We start from the raw sequence: 16,127 nt of genomic DNA on the forward strand, positions 1-16,127 counted from the left end.
TCAAGCCACCCAAGGGGCCACGGCGTCAACGTCAATGGCGTAGCGTTCAATGGCCTCGGCACAGACACTGGCGTCCAGACGCCCCTCATGCACCAGGGAGGTCAGCGCACTGAGGACGATCTGGTGGCGGTCCACTTCGAAGAACCTGCGCAGTTGGCTGCGGGTATCGCTGCGGCCAAACCCGTCGGTGCCGAGTACGGTGTAATGGCCATCGAGATAACTGGCAATCAACTGGGGCAAGGCGCGCACATAGTCGGTACAGGCAATGACGGACGCCGAGTCGTGGAGACATTCTTGAACATGACTGCGCTTGGCAGGTTGTCCGGGATGCAGTCGATTCCAGCGCTCCACTTCCCGTGCCTCCCTGGCCAATTCGGTGAAGCTGGTAACGCTCCAGACCTGACTGTCGATCCCCCAATCGCTCGCCAGCAATTCGGCGGCGACAATCACTTCGCCCAGGATGGCGCCGGAACCCAACAACTGAACACGTCCACGCGCCTCCTCGACTTCATGCCGGGCAAACAGGTACATGCCCTTGATAACGGCCTGTTCTACACCTTCAGGAAGGTTGGGCTGCGGGTAGTTCTCGTTCATCAAGGTGACGTAGTAAAACTCGTCGACCTGGCGCTCCAGCATCTGGCGCATGCCGTGATTCAGGATCACCGCGAACTCGCCGGCGAATGCCGGATCGTAAGCCCGACAATTGGGGACCATCGCCGCCATCAGATGACTGTTGCCGTCCTGGTGCTGCAGACCTTCGCCACCCAATGTCGTACGGCCAGCGGTGGCACCCAGCAGAAAACCACGAGCCCGTTGATCCGCCGCCGCCCAGATCAGGTCGCCGATGCGCTGGAAGCCGAACATCGAGTAGTAGATGTAGAACGGCAGCATCGGCAAGCCATGCACCGAATAGCTGGTCGCCGCTGCCACCCAGGAACTGATCGCCCCCGCCTCGCTGATGCCCTCTTCGAGAATCTGCCCGTCCAGGGCTTCTCGATAACTGAGGATCGAGCCGATGTCCTCCGGCTCATAACGCTGCCCCACGCTGGAATAGATGCCGATCTGCTTGAACAGGCTGGCCATGCCGAACGTACGCGCTTCATCCGCCACGATCGGTACGATTCGCGGCCCCAGTTGCTTGTCCCGGAGCAAGCCGCTGAGCATCCGCACGAAGGCCATGGTGGTGGACATTTCCTTGCCCTGGGCGGCGATGGCAAACCCGGCGTAGCTGTTTACGTCGGGCACGGCCAATGACGCGCAGGTCGAAGATCGCGCAGGTAGGTAACCGCCCAATGCCCGGCGGCGTGCATGCAGATAACGCATTTCCGCGCTGTCGTCGCTCGGCTTGAAGAAGCTCAGCGAGGTGGCCTGTTCATCGGTCAATGGCAGGTTGAAACGGTTGCGGAACGCGATCAACGCCTCGCTGTCGAGTTTCTTCTGCTGGTGCACGGTCATCTTGCCCTGCCCGGCGTCACCCATGCCGAAGCCCTTCTTGGTCTGGGCCAGGATGACCGTCGGTTTCTTGCCCTCGAGCATTGCACTTTGATAGGCGGCAAAGATCTTCACCAGATCATGACCACCGCGCTTGAGGCGGTCGATCTGCTCGTCGGTCAGGCCTTCGGCCAAATGCGCCAGGGCTTCGTCCTGGCCGAAGAAATGCTCACGGTTGAAGCGCCCATCCTTGGCCGCGAACGTCTGGAACTGGCCATCGACCGTGGCCGACAAGGCCCGGACCAACGCGCCGTCCTTATCCCGGGCAAACAATCTGTCCCAGTCGGAACCCCAGACCAGTTTGATCACGTTCCAGCCCGCACCGCCGAACAACGCCTCGAGCTCGTCGATGATGCGACCGTTGCCACGCACCGGGCCGTCCAGGCGTTGGAGGTTGCAGTTGACCACCCAGACCAGGTTATCCAGCCCTTCGCGCGCCGCCAGGGTCAGCGCCGACATGCTTTCCGGCTCATCCATTTCACCGTCGCCAAACACCCCCCAGACAGTTCTCCCCGAGGTTTTTTGCAGGCCGCGGTGCTCCAGATAGCGCATGAAACGCGCCTGGTAGATCGAGCTGATCGGACCGATCCCCATGGAGCCCGTCGGGAACTGCCAGAAGTCCGGCATCAACCAGGGATGCGGATAACTTGACAACCCCCGGGCGCCCTTGGCACGCGCGCCGATCTCTTGTCGATAGTGCTGCAGATCCTTTTCTTCCAGGCGTCCCTCGAGGAACGCCCGGGCATAGACGCCTGGCGCCGAGTGGGGTTGGTAGAACACCAGATCACCGCCGCCGGTTGGGGTGCGCGCCTTGAAGAAGTGATTGAAGCCCACTTCAAACAAATCCGCCGCACTGGCATAACTGGCGATGTGTCCGCCCAATTCGCCATAGGCGTGATTGGCCCGGGCAACCATCGCCAGGGCATTCCAGCGCATGATCGATGCCAGACGCTCCTCCATGGCCAGGTCCCCGGGAAACACCGGTTGCTGCTCAACGCTGATGGTATTGATGTAAGGGGTGCCATGGCTGGGTCGCCAGCCGATGTCCGAAGTGCTAGCAACGGCCAGCAGCATGTCGAGGATCTGTTTGGCCCGGCCCGTGCCGCCGTGGGCTGCGACGGAGAGCAAAGCCTCACGCCACTCGGCCATTTCTTCATCCTCGGCAGCCTGGGTCGGCCATTGGGCATGGGGATCGGACAGGTTCATAGGCAACTCCTGCAGGTGTCGGGTATCACTTCAAAGTGGCGCGAGTGGCTCACTCGGGCGAGGCGTTTTACCTGCTCTAGCGCCGCAATGACGGAGCGTTCGGCCGCCTCGTCCGGTGCGACCGGGTAGAGGCAGGGCTGACCAATGGAAAGGTCCTGCAAGAAGCGCTCATCAAGCTCACCGAGTACCACAAAACAGTAGTCACTCTTGGCCATTTGCACGCCAACCAGCTTGCCATTCACGGTATTCACCGTATCGACATGGATCAGCGCAACATTGTCAAAACAGCTGAACCCCTGATGGATCAAATCGATATGGTCGCTATCGAGTCCGCTCACGATGACCACGATACGCGTACAACTGGAAGGCTCGCGCATCCACTTCATTGCATGGATACGACCCTCGGCGGTTCGGCTCATAAGCGTTGCCTTTCTGGTTTCAACAGGCGAATTGACGAGGACTGGATTAAATGACGCCACGCGCCTGCAGCACACTTTTCGCCAGGCTCCGGGTCGCCGATAACACTTCTTCCACCTGTCGATCCATCGCCGCAGTGGATGAGGCTATCGTTCCCAGTTCGACGACGCGCAGCGGATGGCCGCAGACGGATCCCAGCCAGGTCAGGCCAGGCACCGTGCCGACTTCCAGTAAAAAGCTGCCGTGGGGGACGGAGCGCAACAGTTGGCGGGCATGACACGTGTCGCCCCCGGCAGACGGCTCCGGACTGGACCCGACCCGCAACCAGTCGACCAACAACGCCTCGGATTGCGCGACGGCCAGATAAGCCACCTGGTCCCAGTCATCTATCGTCACGTGCAGCTTGTCGATCATGTATTTGGGCAATGCGGCGCTGGTCACGATGACCACCCCGGCATCCGCCGAAGGTTCCTTGATCCAGACTGCGGATTGCGATATCCCATGCATGGCGGTACTCCCGGCGGTTGGGTTGCAGCGGCTCGCTCCGAGCGGCGATCCGACGATGAGGCCGTGACATTCAACATGCATGCCGACTGCCCCACCGCCTCGTGAGCAAGCGCTCGCCTACAGGTCATTGGCGTGAATCAGCCGTTGCGGAACAGGAAGCTGTAGGCATTCAGTGCCGGCGCCCCGCCCAAGTGCGCGTAAAGCACTTTCGAGCCTTCGGGGAACTCGCCACGGCGGACCATTTCAATCATCCCGTGCATGGATTTTCCTTCGTACACCGGATCGGTCAGCACACCTTCCAGGCTGCCGCACAGGCGAATCGCTTCCAGCGTACCGTCGTTAGGCAAACCGTATTCCGGATAGGCAAACCGCGTATCGAGCACCACGTCCTCTTCGGTGATTTCGCGGCCCAACTCCACCAGTTCCGCGGTATGCCGGGCGATACGCAGGATCTGTGCCTTGGTTTTCTCTGGCTTGGCCGAGGCATCGATGCCGATCACGTTCTTCGAACGGCCGTCCGCGGCGAAACCGACGACCATGCCGGCCTGGGTACTGCCGGTCACGGAACAGACCACGATGTAGTCAAACGTGAAGCCCAGTTGTTTTTCCTGCTCGCGCACTTCCTCGGCAAAGCCGACGAACCCGAGGCCGCCATAGGGATGCTCGGAACAACCCGCCGGGATCGGGAACGGTTTGCCTCCCTGCTCCACGACATCGCTCATGGCCTTCTCCCAACTCGGCCGGATACCAATATCAAAACCTGCTGCGTCAAGCCGCACGTCCGCCCCCATGATGCGCGACATCTCGATGTTGCCCACCCGGTCATACACCGCGTCGGAATAATTCACCCAGTTTTCCTGCACCAGCACGCACTTCATGCCCAAGTGGGCAGCGACTGCAGCGACCTGGCGGGTCTGGTTCGACTGGATGCCACCGATGGAGACCAACGTATCGCAGCCTTGCTCGATCGCTTCGGGAATCAGGTATTCGAGCTTGCGAGTCTTGTTCCCGCCAAAGGCCAGGCCACTGTTGCAGTCTTCACGCTTGGCATACAGCTCGACCTTGCCACCCAGGTGTTCACTGAGACGCTTCAAGGGCGTGATGGGAGAAGGACCGAAGGTCAACGGATAACGTTTAAAACGATTCAGGTTCATGACTCTGCTCCTCGATTATTGAATATCCAAGCGCCAGGCCGAGAAGCAAAGGGCTGCATTCCAGGCTCTTCCACGGGGGCTTCGATGAGTTCAATACTAAGAAGAAATCGAAAAATATGTATTGCAAATTATTAGAAATTAAAGAAACATAATTTTCAGAAAAAACCATCAAACATACTTTTACTGCGTAGAAATACATATGAGCGCAATAAATACTCGCAAGAAGCCGACCGAAATAGCCCCAACGCCGCAGCCGCTGGATCGAACCGACCGCGCCATTCTCAAGGCCCTGCAGCGGGACGCCTCCATCTCCAATGTGGCGCTGGCAGAGAAGGTCAAACTGAGCGCGCCAGCCTGCTTGCGACGCGTCGAACGGCTCAAGCAGGCCGGCCTGATCAAGCACATCGTCGCACTGCTGGACAATGAAGCGCTGGATGCGGGGATGGTGGTCTTGATCGGCGTGGTGCTGGACCGTTCCACACCGGAGTCCTTCGCCGCATTCGAGGCGGCCGCACAAAAAGTGTCCGGCTGCATGGAATGCCATGTGGTGACGGGGGAATTCGACTACTTCATGTTGATACGAACCAAGGACAGCAACAGCTTCAACCGGCTCCACGCGGAGCAACTGCTTTACCTGCCCGGGGTTCGCCAGATTCGCTCGTTCATGGGGTTGCGCCAGGTCTTGTCGACCACCCACATTCCCCTTTGAGGCGCCAGTCAGGCCAGGTAGGTGTTCATGGCTTACTCAGCGAAGCATCAAGAGGAATATCGAGGGTAAAGGTTGCGCCCTGTCCAACCCCGTCGCTGTGCACGGTCAAGCTGCCACCCATTTCCTGCGCGGCCAGCGCGCAGCTGTGCAGGCCAAAACCATGACCGTCTTTGCGCGTCGTGAAGCCATGGGTAAAAATACGCTTCAGGTGCTCAGGCGCAATCCCATTGCCGTTGTCGGCCACCGTGATACGCAATACTGACCCTTCAACGAGGGACACGCTGAACGTGACGCATGGGCTGCGATCGATCACGCCGTCCAACGCCTGCTTGGCGTTGCCGATCAGGTTCACCAGAATCAGCAGCACCCGGTGCCGATCCAACGCCAGCAGGGGCAAGTCGGCAATGTCCTTGACCATCGTCACCTCCTGGCGCGCCAGTAATCCAGCACTCATGCGCAAGGCATCGTCGATTAACTCTGCGACCGGCACTGTCTCGACAATACTGACGGCGACGGCATAGGACTGCTGGGCAGCGACAATGGTTTTGATGTGGTCAATGCCCTTGGTGAGTTGCCCAAGTTCTTCGATGATGCCCTGTTGCTCCTCCGTCACCACTTTCGCCAACCTGAGCAGGTAGTCGGGCAGCATCTTCCCTTTGTGGTCCCTAGTGAGAAAATCGCTCAGGTCATGGACGTGTTCGCTCAGCAGTTGAGCCACCTTGCCCAGCCCCTGGGCTTTGGAGGTGCGCATCTGGCTGCTGACCAGTTCTGCCGATACGTTCACGCTGTTGAGAACGTTGCCGACGTTGTGCAGCACAGTCGTAGCGATTTCGGCCATGCCCGCCTGACGGGATTTTGCGTGCAGTTCGGTTTGTACCTGGCTCATGCGCAGCGCCGCGCGTACGCGAGCCTTGAGTTCCAGCGGCGAAAAGGGTTTGGCGATGTAGTCATCGGCGCCACTCTCCAGCCCGGAGACGCAAGCCTCGCTACCGCCGCGAGCGGTCACCAGGATCACGGGCAAATGGGCGAAACCGGCGCTGGCCTTGATTCTGGCCGTCAAGCCAAAGCCGTCGAGCTTCGGCATCATCACATCCGAGACGACGACATCGATGGGCCGACGCTGCAGGAGTGCCCAGGCCTGCTCTCCATCGGTTGCGGTGGCGACGCTGTAGTCATCGCGCAACAGCTCGCGCAGATAGCTAAGCATTTCCGGGCTGTCGTCTACCACGAGCACGTTGGATCGCAAGGCGTGTTCCGAGTGCTGCTTGCCCGCGTCTTCCATCGGCGCCCGGCCATTGCGACTGTCATGGCGGCCGTCGTCGAAACGCAGGTGGCGCTGCTCGGTTGTGCTTGCTGTACCCGGTGACGATCGCTCGTGCATATGGCTGGTTTCGCCCGGTACAGCGTCTTGCTCGGCCCCCAGCGGAAGTCGAACAAAGAAGCACGAACCCCGCCCGGGCTCGCTATTGACGCCGACTTCGCCCCCCATCAGTTTGACCAGATCCTTGACCAGAGCGAGACCGATGCCGGTGCCGCTGTAATGGCGCGTGGCGGAATTGTCGATCTGGGAAAAACGCTGGAACAGCAACGGCAGTTTGTCAGGCGCAATGCCAATCCCCGAGTCTTGCACCGCGAGCTCGAATCGCTCGCCATCAATCGCGGTCACTGCCACGTGCACGGTGCCGCCAGCGGGCGTGAACTTGATGGCATTGCTCACCAGGTTGAGGAGAATCTTCTCGAAGTGCCGGGGGTCCAGGAACACCGTACCGAGCGCGGGATCGATGCTGCAGGTCAAGGTGCAGCCTTTGCCCTCAGCCACCATGGCGGCATCCTCGGCCAGCACACCCACCGTCTTGTTCAAGTCAACGGGCATCGGACACAACTCGAACTTGCCCGCTTCGGCCTTGGAGAAATCGAGGATGTCGTTCACCCGGATCATCAAGCGCAGCGCGTTGCGTTGGGCGCGTTCGACTTGCACATGCCAGTCCGCCGGCGGGGTGGTCGCCGCCCAGAGTTGCTCCAGGGGAGCGAGAATGAGGGTCAGGGGGGTGCGCAGTTCGTGGCTGACCGTGGCCACGAAATCGCTCTTCGCCTGGTTAGCCGCCTCGGCCTGGTTGCGCGCCTGAATGAGTTCGATGGCCTGCGCCTCCAGCACCTCGGTCTGATGGTGCAGCGCGTCGGTCCGTTCGGCGACCATTCTTTCCAAAGAGGCCTGGACTTGCTGTCGCTCGGCCTCGGCCTCGGCCTCCAACACCCGGATGCGCAGGGCATTCTCCTGGAACACCCGCACGGCGCGGGTCATGATTCCAATCTCGTCGCCGCGTCCGGCGCTGGCGATCTCGGCGTTCAGATCGCCAGCCGCAAGCCGGCGCATGACCGAAGCCAGGGCCACGATGGGCTGCGCGACAAATCGCGACGTGCTCCAGGCGATGGCGCCGGCCAGCAGGATGGCGACGGTCCCTGCAACTATGGTCGCAAGCATGCCGCGATCATTGTGGACCACGGCGTCGGAACGCGCTTGACCTGCGAAGCGCGCCACCAACAGGCCGGCGCTCCGAGCCTCGTTGCGAACCTGGTCGCGCGCGTCGCTCAAGGCGTTGCTCGCCTGATGGAACCTGGCGAATGCCGCCCGGTAGCCGGCAATCTGTTCGCTGACCGTCAGAGGCGTAGCCTTGGCCTGCAGCCCCACGGACGCCGGGAGAACCCGAGAGAGCCGGGAGAGCTCGTCCAGGATGTGGCCGACCGAACCGGCGACCTCGGCCGACGGAGACAGGCGAAACGACAAGGTCTGCGCCTCCAGGGTCGCAACACGCTCGGCGAAACGCTTGGACAACGCGGCGGCATTTTGCAGCAAACCGGTTGCTGCCTGAATGTCGTTTGCGTCACGGGAAACATGCCCGTCCACTTCACCCAACATGGCATCGAGGCGCTCGACCAAATCCCCGACGGCGGCGAGATGCCGCAAAGCCTCGTCTCCCCGGAGCTTGGGTGCCTCGCCAAGATGCTCGACCGCCTGGCTGACAGCCGCGACCGCCGTCGCCAACTGGTCCAAAGTCTCTCGCTCCTGCGGCGCCTCCATCGACTCGCGCAATTGCTCGACCACCGGCGGGAGTGCCGCGCAGGCGTTCCGCGCCGCAGTGACGGCCGCCCCATTACCGGTCACCAGCATCTTGGCCACATTGGCGATGATGATCCGTTCGCCGTTGCGCAGGATATCCAGAATGCGATGAGCACTTTCGATGTTGCTCACCCGCGCCTCGTGCTCAGCGGCGCGGGCATCAATCCCCTTCAGCCCATCGGCGATGCCCTGTTCGACGAGGATCGTCGCCTCTCGCATCCGCCCGTAGTGGGCTGTCATGTTCTCCGTTTCGCCGTCCATGGTCAGGGTCGCCGCGCGCAAGGCGGCGATTGCCGCAGCGAGCCTTTCCAGACTGCCCTTGAGCGATTGCGCCTCTGCCACCGGAATGGCGGTGAGGCCGGCGATAGCCGTCGCCACCATACCTTCGGCCTGGGACAGGCTTTCCTGATCGCGGGTGGCGATGAAGTTTTCCACCCGCCCGGTGGCCCCGTTGACCGAGGCCAGAATTTCCGCTGAATGGCTGGCGGAATCCACCGCACGCACCATGCCTCGCAGGCCATAGAGGTTCACCAGCGATACCACCAGCATCAGGAACACCAGCGCGGCGACCGCCAGGCCAATCCTGACGGCAATGGGCCTGTCCGTGGAGGATTTGAATGTCAACATGGCGCCTCGCCTCCCCGCTCCACGCCTGGCACTACTGCTTCGTCACCTCCGGCAAAGGCGTCGGCGGCGCCGTATTGCTGATGGCCGCGTCGATCATCGCCGCAACGGAAGCCTGGTCATAGGAAGGATTGGCGGCGCCGCCCACCGGCATGGTGGCGAGCCAGGCGTCCAGGTCTTTCCCATCGATACGCACCAGCGGCACTTCGACGAACTTCGGCACCTGCTTGCCCGCCAGAATCTGCTGGGCCACCCAGAAACCCACCTGGGAGACGCTCGGGGAAGCGGAGACAGAGACGGTCTCGTAGCCATTGGCATCGCGCTCCTGTTTCCACAGGGCAAGTTCGTCCTGACGATTTCCCATCACGATGATCGGCAAAGGGCGTCCTGCCGCCTTGAACGCCATGGCCGCGCCATAACCGTCGCCCCCTTGGGTCGCGACGGCATCGATGCTGGGCAGCGACGGCAGCGCCAGCGCCACCTCCTTGCGTGCCACGGAAGCGGTCCAGTTGCCGTAGACGGTCTTGGCGAACTTCAGGCCCGGGTAATCGCCAGCGGCCTTGCGGATGCCGTCGCTGATGTTTTTATCGGTGGCATCGCCGGCAATGCCGCGAATCTCCAGCAGCGTTCCGTTCCCCTTGAGGCGCCCGGCGATGTAGTCCATTTCCACGCGGCCCATGGCGGACCAGTTGTAGTCCACGGTATAGACGCAGGGTTCGGTGACCAGGCTGGCCATGACCACTACCACGATGCCAGCGTTGCAGGCATCGCGGATCACGCCGTTGAGGGCCGTGTCGGACGCGGCCAGGATGACGATGGCGTTGGCACCCTTGACGATCATGTCCTGGATATGAGCCGCTTGTTCCGAGGCCGAGTTATCGGCACTGACCACCGGAGCCTCGCGGATCAAGCCATCCTTTTGCGCCTGGACCGCAATCTCCTGCCAGTTGCGCACCATCACCTTGCGGAAATCACTGCCCGCATAGGAGTTGCTGAAGGCAATGCTATAGCCCGCGGTAGGGCCGCCGGCGATGCCGCCGTCGGCAGCGTGGACTGGATTGACAGCAACCAGCGCCAGCCCAGTCACGCAGCCGGCCAAGCGCCAGAAGATTTTGTGAGTGTTCGAAATACGCCGATGGACACGCGTTACCAGACTGCGCATTCGACCATTCAGATAATAGAACCGGGCATGAAGAATCAGACACATACAGACTCCTTTCCTTAGTGGGCGACCAGTGAAACCAGTACATTGCCTGCAGTGGCAATGAGCATAGTCTCAACGTGCCCGCTTCGCGCGCGGCCATGGAAGGATTTCAGTCAACTGAGTGCCTCACAACGCAGTCCACGTTTAGCAGGATTGAATGGCCTATGGCGGGAGGGTGATGCCAACCTGCCTGTACATTTTTTGAGCGCCCGTTAAAACGCCCTGCCTACCGGGCATCAGCTCGGTTATCCACAGACATACTCACGGATTTCTTGGATAAGTGGATGGGATCGTGAAGCACGCCTGCCGTAGCGAACCTATGGATTCGATGCCCTGTATTTCACGAGCTGCAAACCGACCTTTAATGCCCCGACATGTTCAACGGATCAAAATTCGGTGTACGACAACATCCAGCCCTTCCGCCTGGTCGGGTGCACGAAAGTAGCTCGTGATCAGGTCGAATTCAGCATCAGTGGCTGCGAAGTCATGCTCGCCACGCGCATTCCTGTGGTGCAGCCTGCGACGGCAGGTGTCATCGTCCATCTCGACGTAGTGAACACGGTGAGGGACTTTCGCAGCGTCAGCCAGGCTGCGTAGCCAATGACGATCTGCCGGAGTGTTGGCAGGAAAATCGAGAACCACGGGAGCCCCCGTCGAGAGCATGTCGATGACCAGCGGCCCCAGGACATCCCGGATCCGCTGCACACAGTAACCCGGAGCTAATTTTTCAACCGAACTGGCCGATACTAGCCGGCGGCCGGTCAAAAAAAAGCCAGGCAGTTTGTCTAGACCGCCCCCCAATAGCTGATGCAAGAAGGCCAATTTGTGCACCTACATCGTTGGAGCTACATCCTACTAACTTGTCTGCTGCCACAGTTGAGCCTGGCCAGCACACTGCATATAGATCCTCGTGCCGAGCGTCTTTACCAAGAAGCTGTTCCATACCTACTACAAGCGAATGCCAAGCTCGAAGCAGTGACAGCTGACACCCCAACAACAAGCGAAGAGGAGAGACAGCGCTCCCTAACCCTAGCCGAAGAAGGAGGTGCGCTACTCAAACCTGCCTTTACCTTGCTTGAACAAGCAGCGGCCCTTGATCATCCCGTAGCCCAATATCGTCTCGGATTGATTTACGCGATGCTGTCTCCGAGCGAAGTGATCAAAGAGAAAGCTTGCCCCTTGTTCGAACGAAGCCTCGCCCAGGGCTTTGCCCCTCCAGCACTTGAAATTGTCTCCTGGTGCTTGGCGTTTACCGATACGCCCGAGTACCAGAAAACCTTGCAGGCCATAGAAACCAGCATGCCACTCTACGAAAAGTATTTTCCACAACCAGTTGTCCGGCTTGAATGCAAGCCTGAGGAACCTGTGGGTTTCGCCATGCAATGGGGCAATGGTCGTGATTATCAAGCTGAAATCTACCGCCTACAGGGCGACAGCAATCGTGCGCGTCGCTTGGAGTATTACCAGAAGGCTATCGATATCAATGACTGTTACAAGGCCAAACGACGCATGGAATATCTTAAATAGTCCCCCGCCTACTGCTGGTTCCAATGCATGGCGGTTGCTCAGAGACAAGGACGAGTACAGGATGGAACCGCGAGCACCCGCTCCATCAGCGTGCCCGGCTCCGCGTTCGTCCACGTCGCAGACGCCGTCGATGCCTGCGCACTGCCAGCCGCAAGGCCCGGATTCCGTCCGGGACTTGCGGTTACTGCCCTCTTGAGGAGAGATTTCTGCTTTTGTGACATTCGACGAGACTCTGACGCCTACTGGCGGCATAACCTGTTCGGCCCTTGGTGGCGTGGTTGACCGCCCCTTACTATTGCACGTTCATTCCGTCGCCTCTGGCATGGAAGTCCTTTCGTGCTTCGGCGGCAATTTGCATGCCGTTTGACATGCATGAGCGCGTCAATCACAAGAGCGGTCGTCGGAAGCTCCAGGGCTGGGTAGCAGCCTCAAAAGCGTATGCAGCGCTGAACACCGCCAAGTCATCGTAGGCCGGCCCGATAATTTGAAGGCCCGTTGGGATTGAGGTGGTCTGATCTACCCCAGACGGGACGCTGAAGACTGGATACTGGCTGAGAAGATTGAAGGGGGTCGTCAGCAACCATCCTACATAGGGCCTATCGATCGCTTTGCCATTTATTAGCAGAGGGTCCGCGTCGTGGCGATCTGCTGGGATCTGGGTCGTTGCCGTAGTTGGTGCGATAAGAAGGTCATAACCCGACATCGCAGCCACAAGCGCCTGATGCATCTCATGCTTCGTTTGATTGGTACGATAAAAGCGCCTGAGGTCGAGATGGCTTCCCTGTTCCATGAGTTCCACAACGAAAGGATCGAGGTCATTCCGAAATTCGGGCAGCAGGTCGCCGCACTGAGCCCATAGTAGGGCCTGCCATTTGATAAGCCAGGCGTCCTCTACGGATGCCCGTTCCCAAGGCAGTTGAATCTCCTCCACGATACAGCCAAGACCGCGAAAAATTTCCGCCGCCGCTAAGGTGTTTTCACGAACCTCTTTGGAGACCTCATAAAACCCGAGATTCATCGACAACGCGATCCGCCTTCCGCGAAGGCTTTCGCCAAACGTGGGTAGAACAACTTGATCCGGCAACGAGTAGAGATCTTTTGGGTGCTGACCCGACATAACGTTCTGCATCAGAGCGCAATCTGCGACCGATCTAGCCAAAGGACCGTAGTGCATCAGGGTCTCCCCGGGCGAGAGAGTGTCCACAGGATTTCGTCCGAAGGGTGGCTTGTATCCAAACAGCCCTCCAAGAGCCGCTGGAACTCGAATTGAACCGCCACCATCAGTACCGTCGGCCAAGGTTGTCATTCCCGCAGCGAGAGCCGATCCAGCGCCGCCGCTGGAGCCTCCGCTACTATATTCAGGGTTCCAGGCGTTACGTGTCACACCCCACAACGGACTCTTGGTGATAGCGGAATGACCAAACTCAGACATCGTGGTGCGACAATGGACGATGGCCCCGGCATTTATTAGGCGCTCGACGGTCGGAGCCGATTCATCCGGGATGAAATCCGCGAAGGCCTTCGAGCCAACGGTCATGATCTCGCCCTTGATCGGATTGCCATCCTTTATTGCGCAGGTGACGCCTTCGAGCGGCCGAGTCGCTACGCCACGCATGTAGAGGCCCTCCGCAACTTGAGCCTCTTTGAGCGCGCGATCAAAATGAGTGTAGGTTATGGCGTTAAGTTTCGAATTCACGGCTTCGATGCGCGCAATTTGAGCACGCAAGACGTCGACTGGGGATAGCGTTTTCGCTTTAAATTGCGCCACGGCCTCCGTGGCAGTGAGATAGCAAAGATCAAGTTCCGACTTAGACATCATATACCCTTCTGGAGAATTTGAGAAAGTTCTACTCGAGCCGACGGCTTTAGACCCGCAAACTAGTCAACAAGAAACGCCGACGCCTTAAAAGCTTTTACTCGCGCCGACAACAAACCTAGCAGAGCAAACATCCTTGTAAAATATATACGACTGACATTGCGCTTCAGATAGGTCGGTATCGATATAGCTCAAAGACCACTTCACCCCCACGAAATCGTGCGAGAGTTTCGCTTCCCATTCACGATAAGAATCTGAACCTTTCCCGTCGTTGGAAACAAGAACCGGGTCTTTAAAATCTGCCCGCCCGTAACGTACATCTAACGCAGTATCATAAGGTAGCACAAACTTATAACCCACGAACTCATACAACGCTGATTGATCACCAAAGTTATCGCTAGAATAGCTGGCACCCAACACAAAATCATATGCTGTAAGCACTGCATATGTTTCACTAAGATTCAACAACGAACTTTTATCATATGTATATTTAATATACCCCAAATCAAGACTAACCTTATCTGAAGGCTGCCATAGGTAACCCGCTATATAATCTACTTCTTGACGTGCATCTAACCCACCCCCAAAGTCAACATTGGAAGTCCACAGCCCAGCGTATAGCCCGCTAGAATGTGCAATGGTTGCGGAAGCCTGGATAGCGGGGTTACGCTGAGTTTGCGATATTCCTCGTGAGCTATACTCCGAGAACGCTCCGACATTGAGCAACAACGACCAATTTTCATTAAGTTCCACAGCATGAGCGGAAACAAAAGGAACAGTAACACCTACTACCAGCACAAGTCTCGCAAATCGCATATTAGCCTCTCTTTGATTTTATTTACATTGGGGCAGTTTCTAAACAGCGAAGGGCGTTCCCGCAGACGATACACGAGATTTTTATTGTAAAATTCTTATCGCTGAGCTTTTATAACGCTCTTTATCTCTTGAAAGGACGCAAGCCCATAAGGGCCTAACTCCCTACCCTGACTACTTTCCTTATAGCCTCCCCATGACAATCTGGGGCTAACTATTTGTGGCGCATTAACAGTAATAAAGCCGGCTTCTAGGTTATTTACAACCCTTTCAGCGCGTTCGCCGGATTCGGTTACTATCGTAGCAGCTAGGCCGTACACTGAAGAGTTAGCTAAAGCGATAGCTTCTTCTTCTGAATGGAAGACCATAAAACATAGAACAGGGCCAAATACTTCCTGATTCCATATCTCACATTCATGCGAGAAAATTTCTATGAGGGTGGGTTCAAAGAAAAACCCACGCGCACCAACTCCCGGCGGCCTTTTGCCTCCCGCCATAATGTTTGCGTTTGAATCAGTTCTTGCTTGATTGACCATGGCCAAAACACGATCGTAATGTAGTTTCGAAATCAACGGTCCCATCGTTGTTTCGCCAGAGCGCGGACTACCCACTACGACCTCAGCGATCTTGCCTAGCAACAGTTCGACAAACTTATCTCGTATACTCTCCGAAATGAGCAAGCGAGATGTGGCGGAGCAGACCTGGCCAGCATTATAAAAAATCCCCGCAACCACTAGATCCAAGGCAACATCGATATCAGCGTCTTCAAACACTATTATTGGAGATTTCCCACCTAATTCAAGACTGACGTTCTTCACAGATCTGGCCGTCTGCGTCAATATTGATTTTCCAACCGAGCCGCTGCCGGTAAAAGAAACCTTACGAACACGGGGGTCTGATATTAGCTTCGTACCAACTACTTCCCCCAATCCTGGTACAAAGTTCACCACCCCAGGAGGAAATCCAACTTCAGCCATAATATCTGCCAACGCCAATTCAGCTAATGGCGTGTATTCAGACGGTTTGACCACCGCCGTACAACCCGCAGCAAGCGCAGCAGCAAGTTTCCATGAAGTGGTGACCATTGGAAAATTCCAAGGCACGATCAAAGCAGCGACACCTACAGGCTCTGCAAGCACTTCAGCGTAAAAGCCTTCCACCTTCAAATCGACGCCACATCGATCTGGATGTGAATGAAGTAGCTCCGCGTAAAATTCAAAAGTTTCCGCAACGGCGACGACATCAATTTCAGCTTCATAATACGGTTTTCCGCTACTTTCCATCTGCAACGCTATCAACGCATCGCGATAGTCTCTCACTTTGTACGCTACTGACAAAAGGAGAGCAGATCTTTGCTCGGCGGAAGTGCGCCTCCAAGAAGGAAAAGCCTTTGAAGCAGCTTCAACAGCACTATCGGCGTCTTGCTCACTAGCAAGGGCTATGGTAGCAACAACGTCCTCTGTGGCCGGGTTGATTACATCCCAACGCTGTCCGCCGCCAAACTTCCACTTACCATCAATATAAAGTTGGTTTCGCATTGG

General features: G+C 57.9%; 11 protein-coding genes and 3 pseudogenes. 2 read left to right on the top strand and 12 right to left on the bottom strand.

From position 1 onward, the window contains the following. The 4 genes from mdeB to BT116_RS01255 form a co-directional block, all read right to left on the bottom strand. Positions 1 to 2,697: an alpha-ketoglutarate dehydrogenase gene (gene mdeB, locus BT116_RS01240; RefSeq protein WP_072339309.1), complete on the bottom strand. Its 2,697-nt coding sequence runs from the start codon at positions 2,695 to 2,697 to the stop codon at positions 1 to 3. Continuing rightward, the gene (locus tag BT116_RS01245) at positions 2,694 to 3,116 is read right to left on the bottom strand and encodes a hypothetical protein (RefSeq protein WP_083569078.1); all 423 of its coding nucleotides are present in this window, start codon (positions 3,114 to 3,116) and stop codon (positions 2,694 to 2,696) included. Before BT116_RS01245 ends, mdeB begins: the two co-directional genes overlap by 4 nt. Before the next feature lie 46 nt (positions 3,117 to 3,162). Further along, positions 3,163 to 3,621 carry a transketolase gene (locus tag BT116_RS01250; RefSeq protein WP_072339311.1) on the bottom strand — a complete coding sequence of 153 codons (459 nt, stop codon included), beginning with the start codon at positions 3,619 to 3,621 and terminating at the stop codon, positions 3,163 to 3,165. A gap of 137 nt (positions 3,622 to 3,758) precedes the next feature. Continuing rightward, complete coding sequence (locus BT116_RS01255; RefSeq protein WP_072339314.1) at positions 3,759 to 4,775, bottom strand: 1-aminocyclopropane-1-carboxylate deaminase; 1,017 nt, start codon at positions 4,773 to 4,775, stop codon at positions 3,759 to 3,761. A 199-nt stretch (positions 4,776 to 4,974) separates the two neighbouring features. Between BT116_RS01255 and BT116_RS01260 the strand changes: the two genes are divergently transcribed. After that, positions 4,975 to 5,484 carry an Lrp/AsnC family transcriptional regulator gene (locus tag BT116_RS01260; RefSeq protein ID WP_072339316.1) on the top strand — a complete coding sequence of 170 codons (510 nt, stop codon included), beginning with the start codon at positions 4,975 to 4,977 and terminating at the stop codon, positions 5,482 to 5,484. Positions 5,485 to 5,509: 25 nt separating this feature from the next. Here the strand turns inward: BT116_RS01260 and BT116_RS31650 are convergent, their stop codons facing one another. The 5 genes and pseudogenes from BT116_RS31650 to BT116_RS01275 form a co-directional block, all read right to left on the bottom strand. Then, positions 5,510 to 6,370: a sensor histidine kinase gene (locus BT116_RS31650; RefSeq protein WP_371856149.1), complete on the bottom strand. Its 861-nt coding sequence runs from the start codon at positions 6,368 to 6,370 to the stop codon at positions 5,510 to 5,512. Beyond that, positions 6,371 to 6,865, bottom strand: a pseudogene (locus tag BT116_RS31655) (response regulator transcription factor); the annotation flags it as partial. It abuts the gene before it with no gap. A gap of 51 nt (positions 6,866 to 6,916) precedes the next feature. After that, positions 6,917 to 9,229 (bottom strand): annotated as a pseudogene (locus BT116_RS31660) (ATP-binding protein); the annotation flags it as partial. A gap of 31 nt (positions 9,230 to 9,260) precedes the next feature. Further along, on the bottom strand, positions 9,261 to 10,433 hold the full coding sequence (locus BT116_RS01270; protein ID WP_072339320.1) for an ABC transporter substrate-binding protein: 1,173 nt from the start codon (positions 10,431 to 10,433) through the stop codon (positions 9,261 to 9,263). Between the two features lie 375 nt (positions 10,434 to 10,808). Next, a pseudogene (locus BT116_RS01275) lies at positions 10,809 to 11,129 on the bottom strand (AAA family ATPase); the annotation flags it as partial. A gap of 108 nt (positions 11,130 to 11,237) precedes the next feature. Here BT116_RS01275 and BT116_RS01280 point away from each other — a divergent pair. After that, positions 11,238 to 11,957 (top strand): SEL1-like repeat protein, encoded by a 720-nt coding sequence (locus BT116_RS01280; protein WP_072339322.1) that lies wholly within the window; start codon positions 11,238 to 11,240, stop codon positions 11,955 to 11,957. A gap of 385 nt (positions 11,958 to 12,342) precedes the next feature. Here BT116_RS01280 and BT116_RS01290 read toward each other — a convergent pair whose 3' ends face one another. From BT116_RS01290 to BT116_RS01300, 3 genes are all read right to left on the bottom strand, one after another. Further along, positions 12,343 to 13,773 (bottom strand): amidase, encoded by a 1,431-nt coding sequence (locus BT116_RS01290; RefSeq protein WP_170845910.1) that lies wholly within the window; start codon positions 13,771 to 13,773, stop codon positions 12,343 to 12,345. A gap of 87 nt (positions 13,774 to 13,860) precedes the next feature. After that, positions 13,861 to 14,589, bottom strand: coding sequence for a TorF family putative porin (locus BT116_RS01295; protein WP_072339327.1), 729 nt, complete (start codon positions 14,587 to 14,589; stop codon positions 13,861 to 13,863). 95 nt (positions 14,590 to 14,684) lie between these two features. Beyond that, a complete protein-coding gene (locus BT116_RS01300) occupies positions 14,685 to 16,124 on the bottom strand; it encodes an aldehyde dehydrogenase family protein (RefSeq protein WP_072339329.1) in 1,440 nt (479 codons plus the stop codon). Between the last annotated feature and the right edge of the window lie 3 nt (positions 16,125 to 16,127).

It is taken from the genome of Pseudomonas sp. NFACC16-2 (genome assembly GCF_900119205.1).
In the GTDB taxonomy this organism is placed as follows: domain Bacteria; phylum Pseudomonadota; class Gammaproteobacteria; order Pseudomonadales; family Pseudomonadaceae; genus Aquipseudomonas; species Aquipseudomonas fluorescens_Q.

Bases quoted from the DNA above. Each gene is read 5' to 3' on its own strand.
- mdeB (WP_072339309.1), bottom strand. From the start codon at position 2,697: ATGAACCTGTCCGATCCCCATGCCCAATGGCCGACCCAGGCTGCCGAG.
- BT116_RS01245 (WP_083569078.1), bottom strand. From the start codon at position 3,116: ATGAGCCGAACCGCCGAGGGTCGTATCCATGCAATGAAGTGGATGCGC.
- BT116_RS01250 (WP_072339311.1), bottom strand. From the start codon at position 3,621: ATGCATGGGATATCGCAATCCGCAGTCTGGATCAAGGAACCTTCGGCG.
- BT116_RS01255 (WP_072339314.1), bottom strand. From the start codon at position 4,775: ATGAACCTGAATCGTTTTAAACGTTATCCGTTGACCTTCGGTCCTTCT.
- BT116_RS01260 (WP_072339316.1), top strand. From the start codon at position 4,975: ATGAGCGCAATAAATACTCGCAAGAAGCCGACCGAAATAGCCCCAACG.
- BT116_RS31650 (WP_371856149.1), bottom strand. From the start codon at position 6,370: ATGAGCCAGGTACAAACCGAACTGCACGCAAAATCCCGTCAGGCGGGC.
- BT116_RS01270 (WP_072339320.1), bottom strand. From the start codon at position 10,433: ATGTGTCTGATTCTTCATGCCCGGTTCTATTATCTGAATGGTCGAATG.
- BT116_RS01280 (WP_072339322.1), top strand. From the start codon at position 11,238: ATGCAAGAAGGCCAATTTGTGCACCTACATCGTTGGAGCTACATCCTA.
- BT116_RS01290 (WP_170845910.1), bottom strand. From the start codon at position 13,773: ATGTCTAAGTCGGAACTTGATCTTTGCTATCTCACTGCCACGGAGGCC.
- BT116_RS01295 (WP_072339327.1), bottom strand. From the start codon at position 14,589: ATGCGATTTGCGAGACTTGTGCTGGTAGTAGGTGTTACTGTTCCTTTT.
- BT116_RS01300 (WP_072339329.1), bottom strand. From the start codon at position 16,124: ATGCGAAACCAACTTTATATTGATGGTAAGTGGAAGTTTGGCGGCGGA.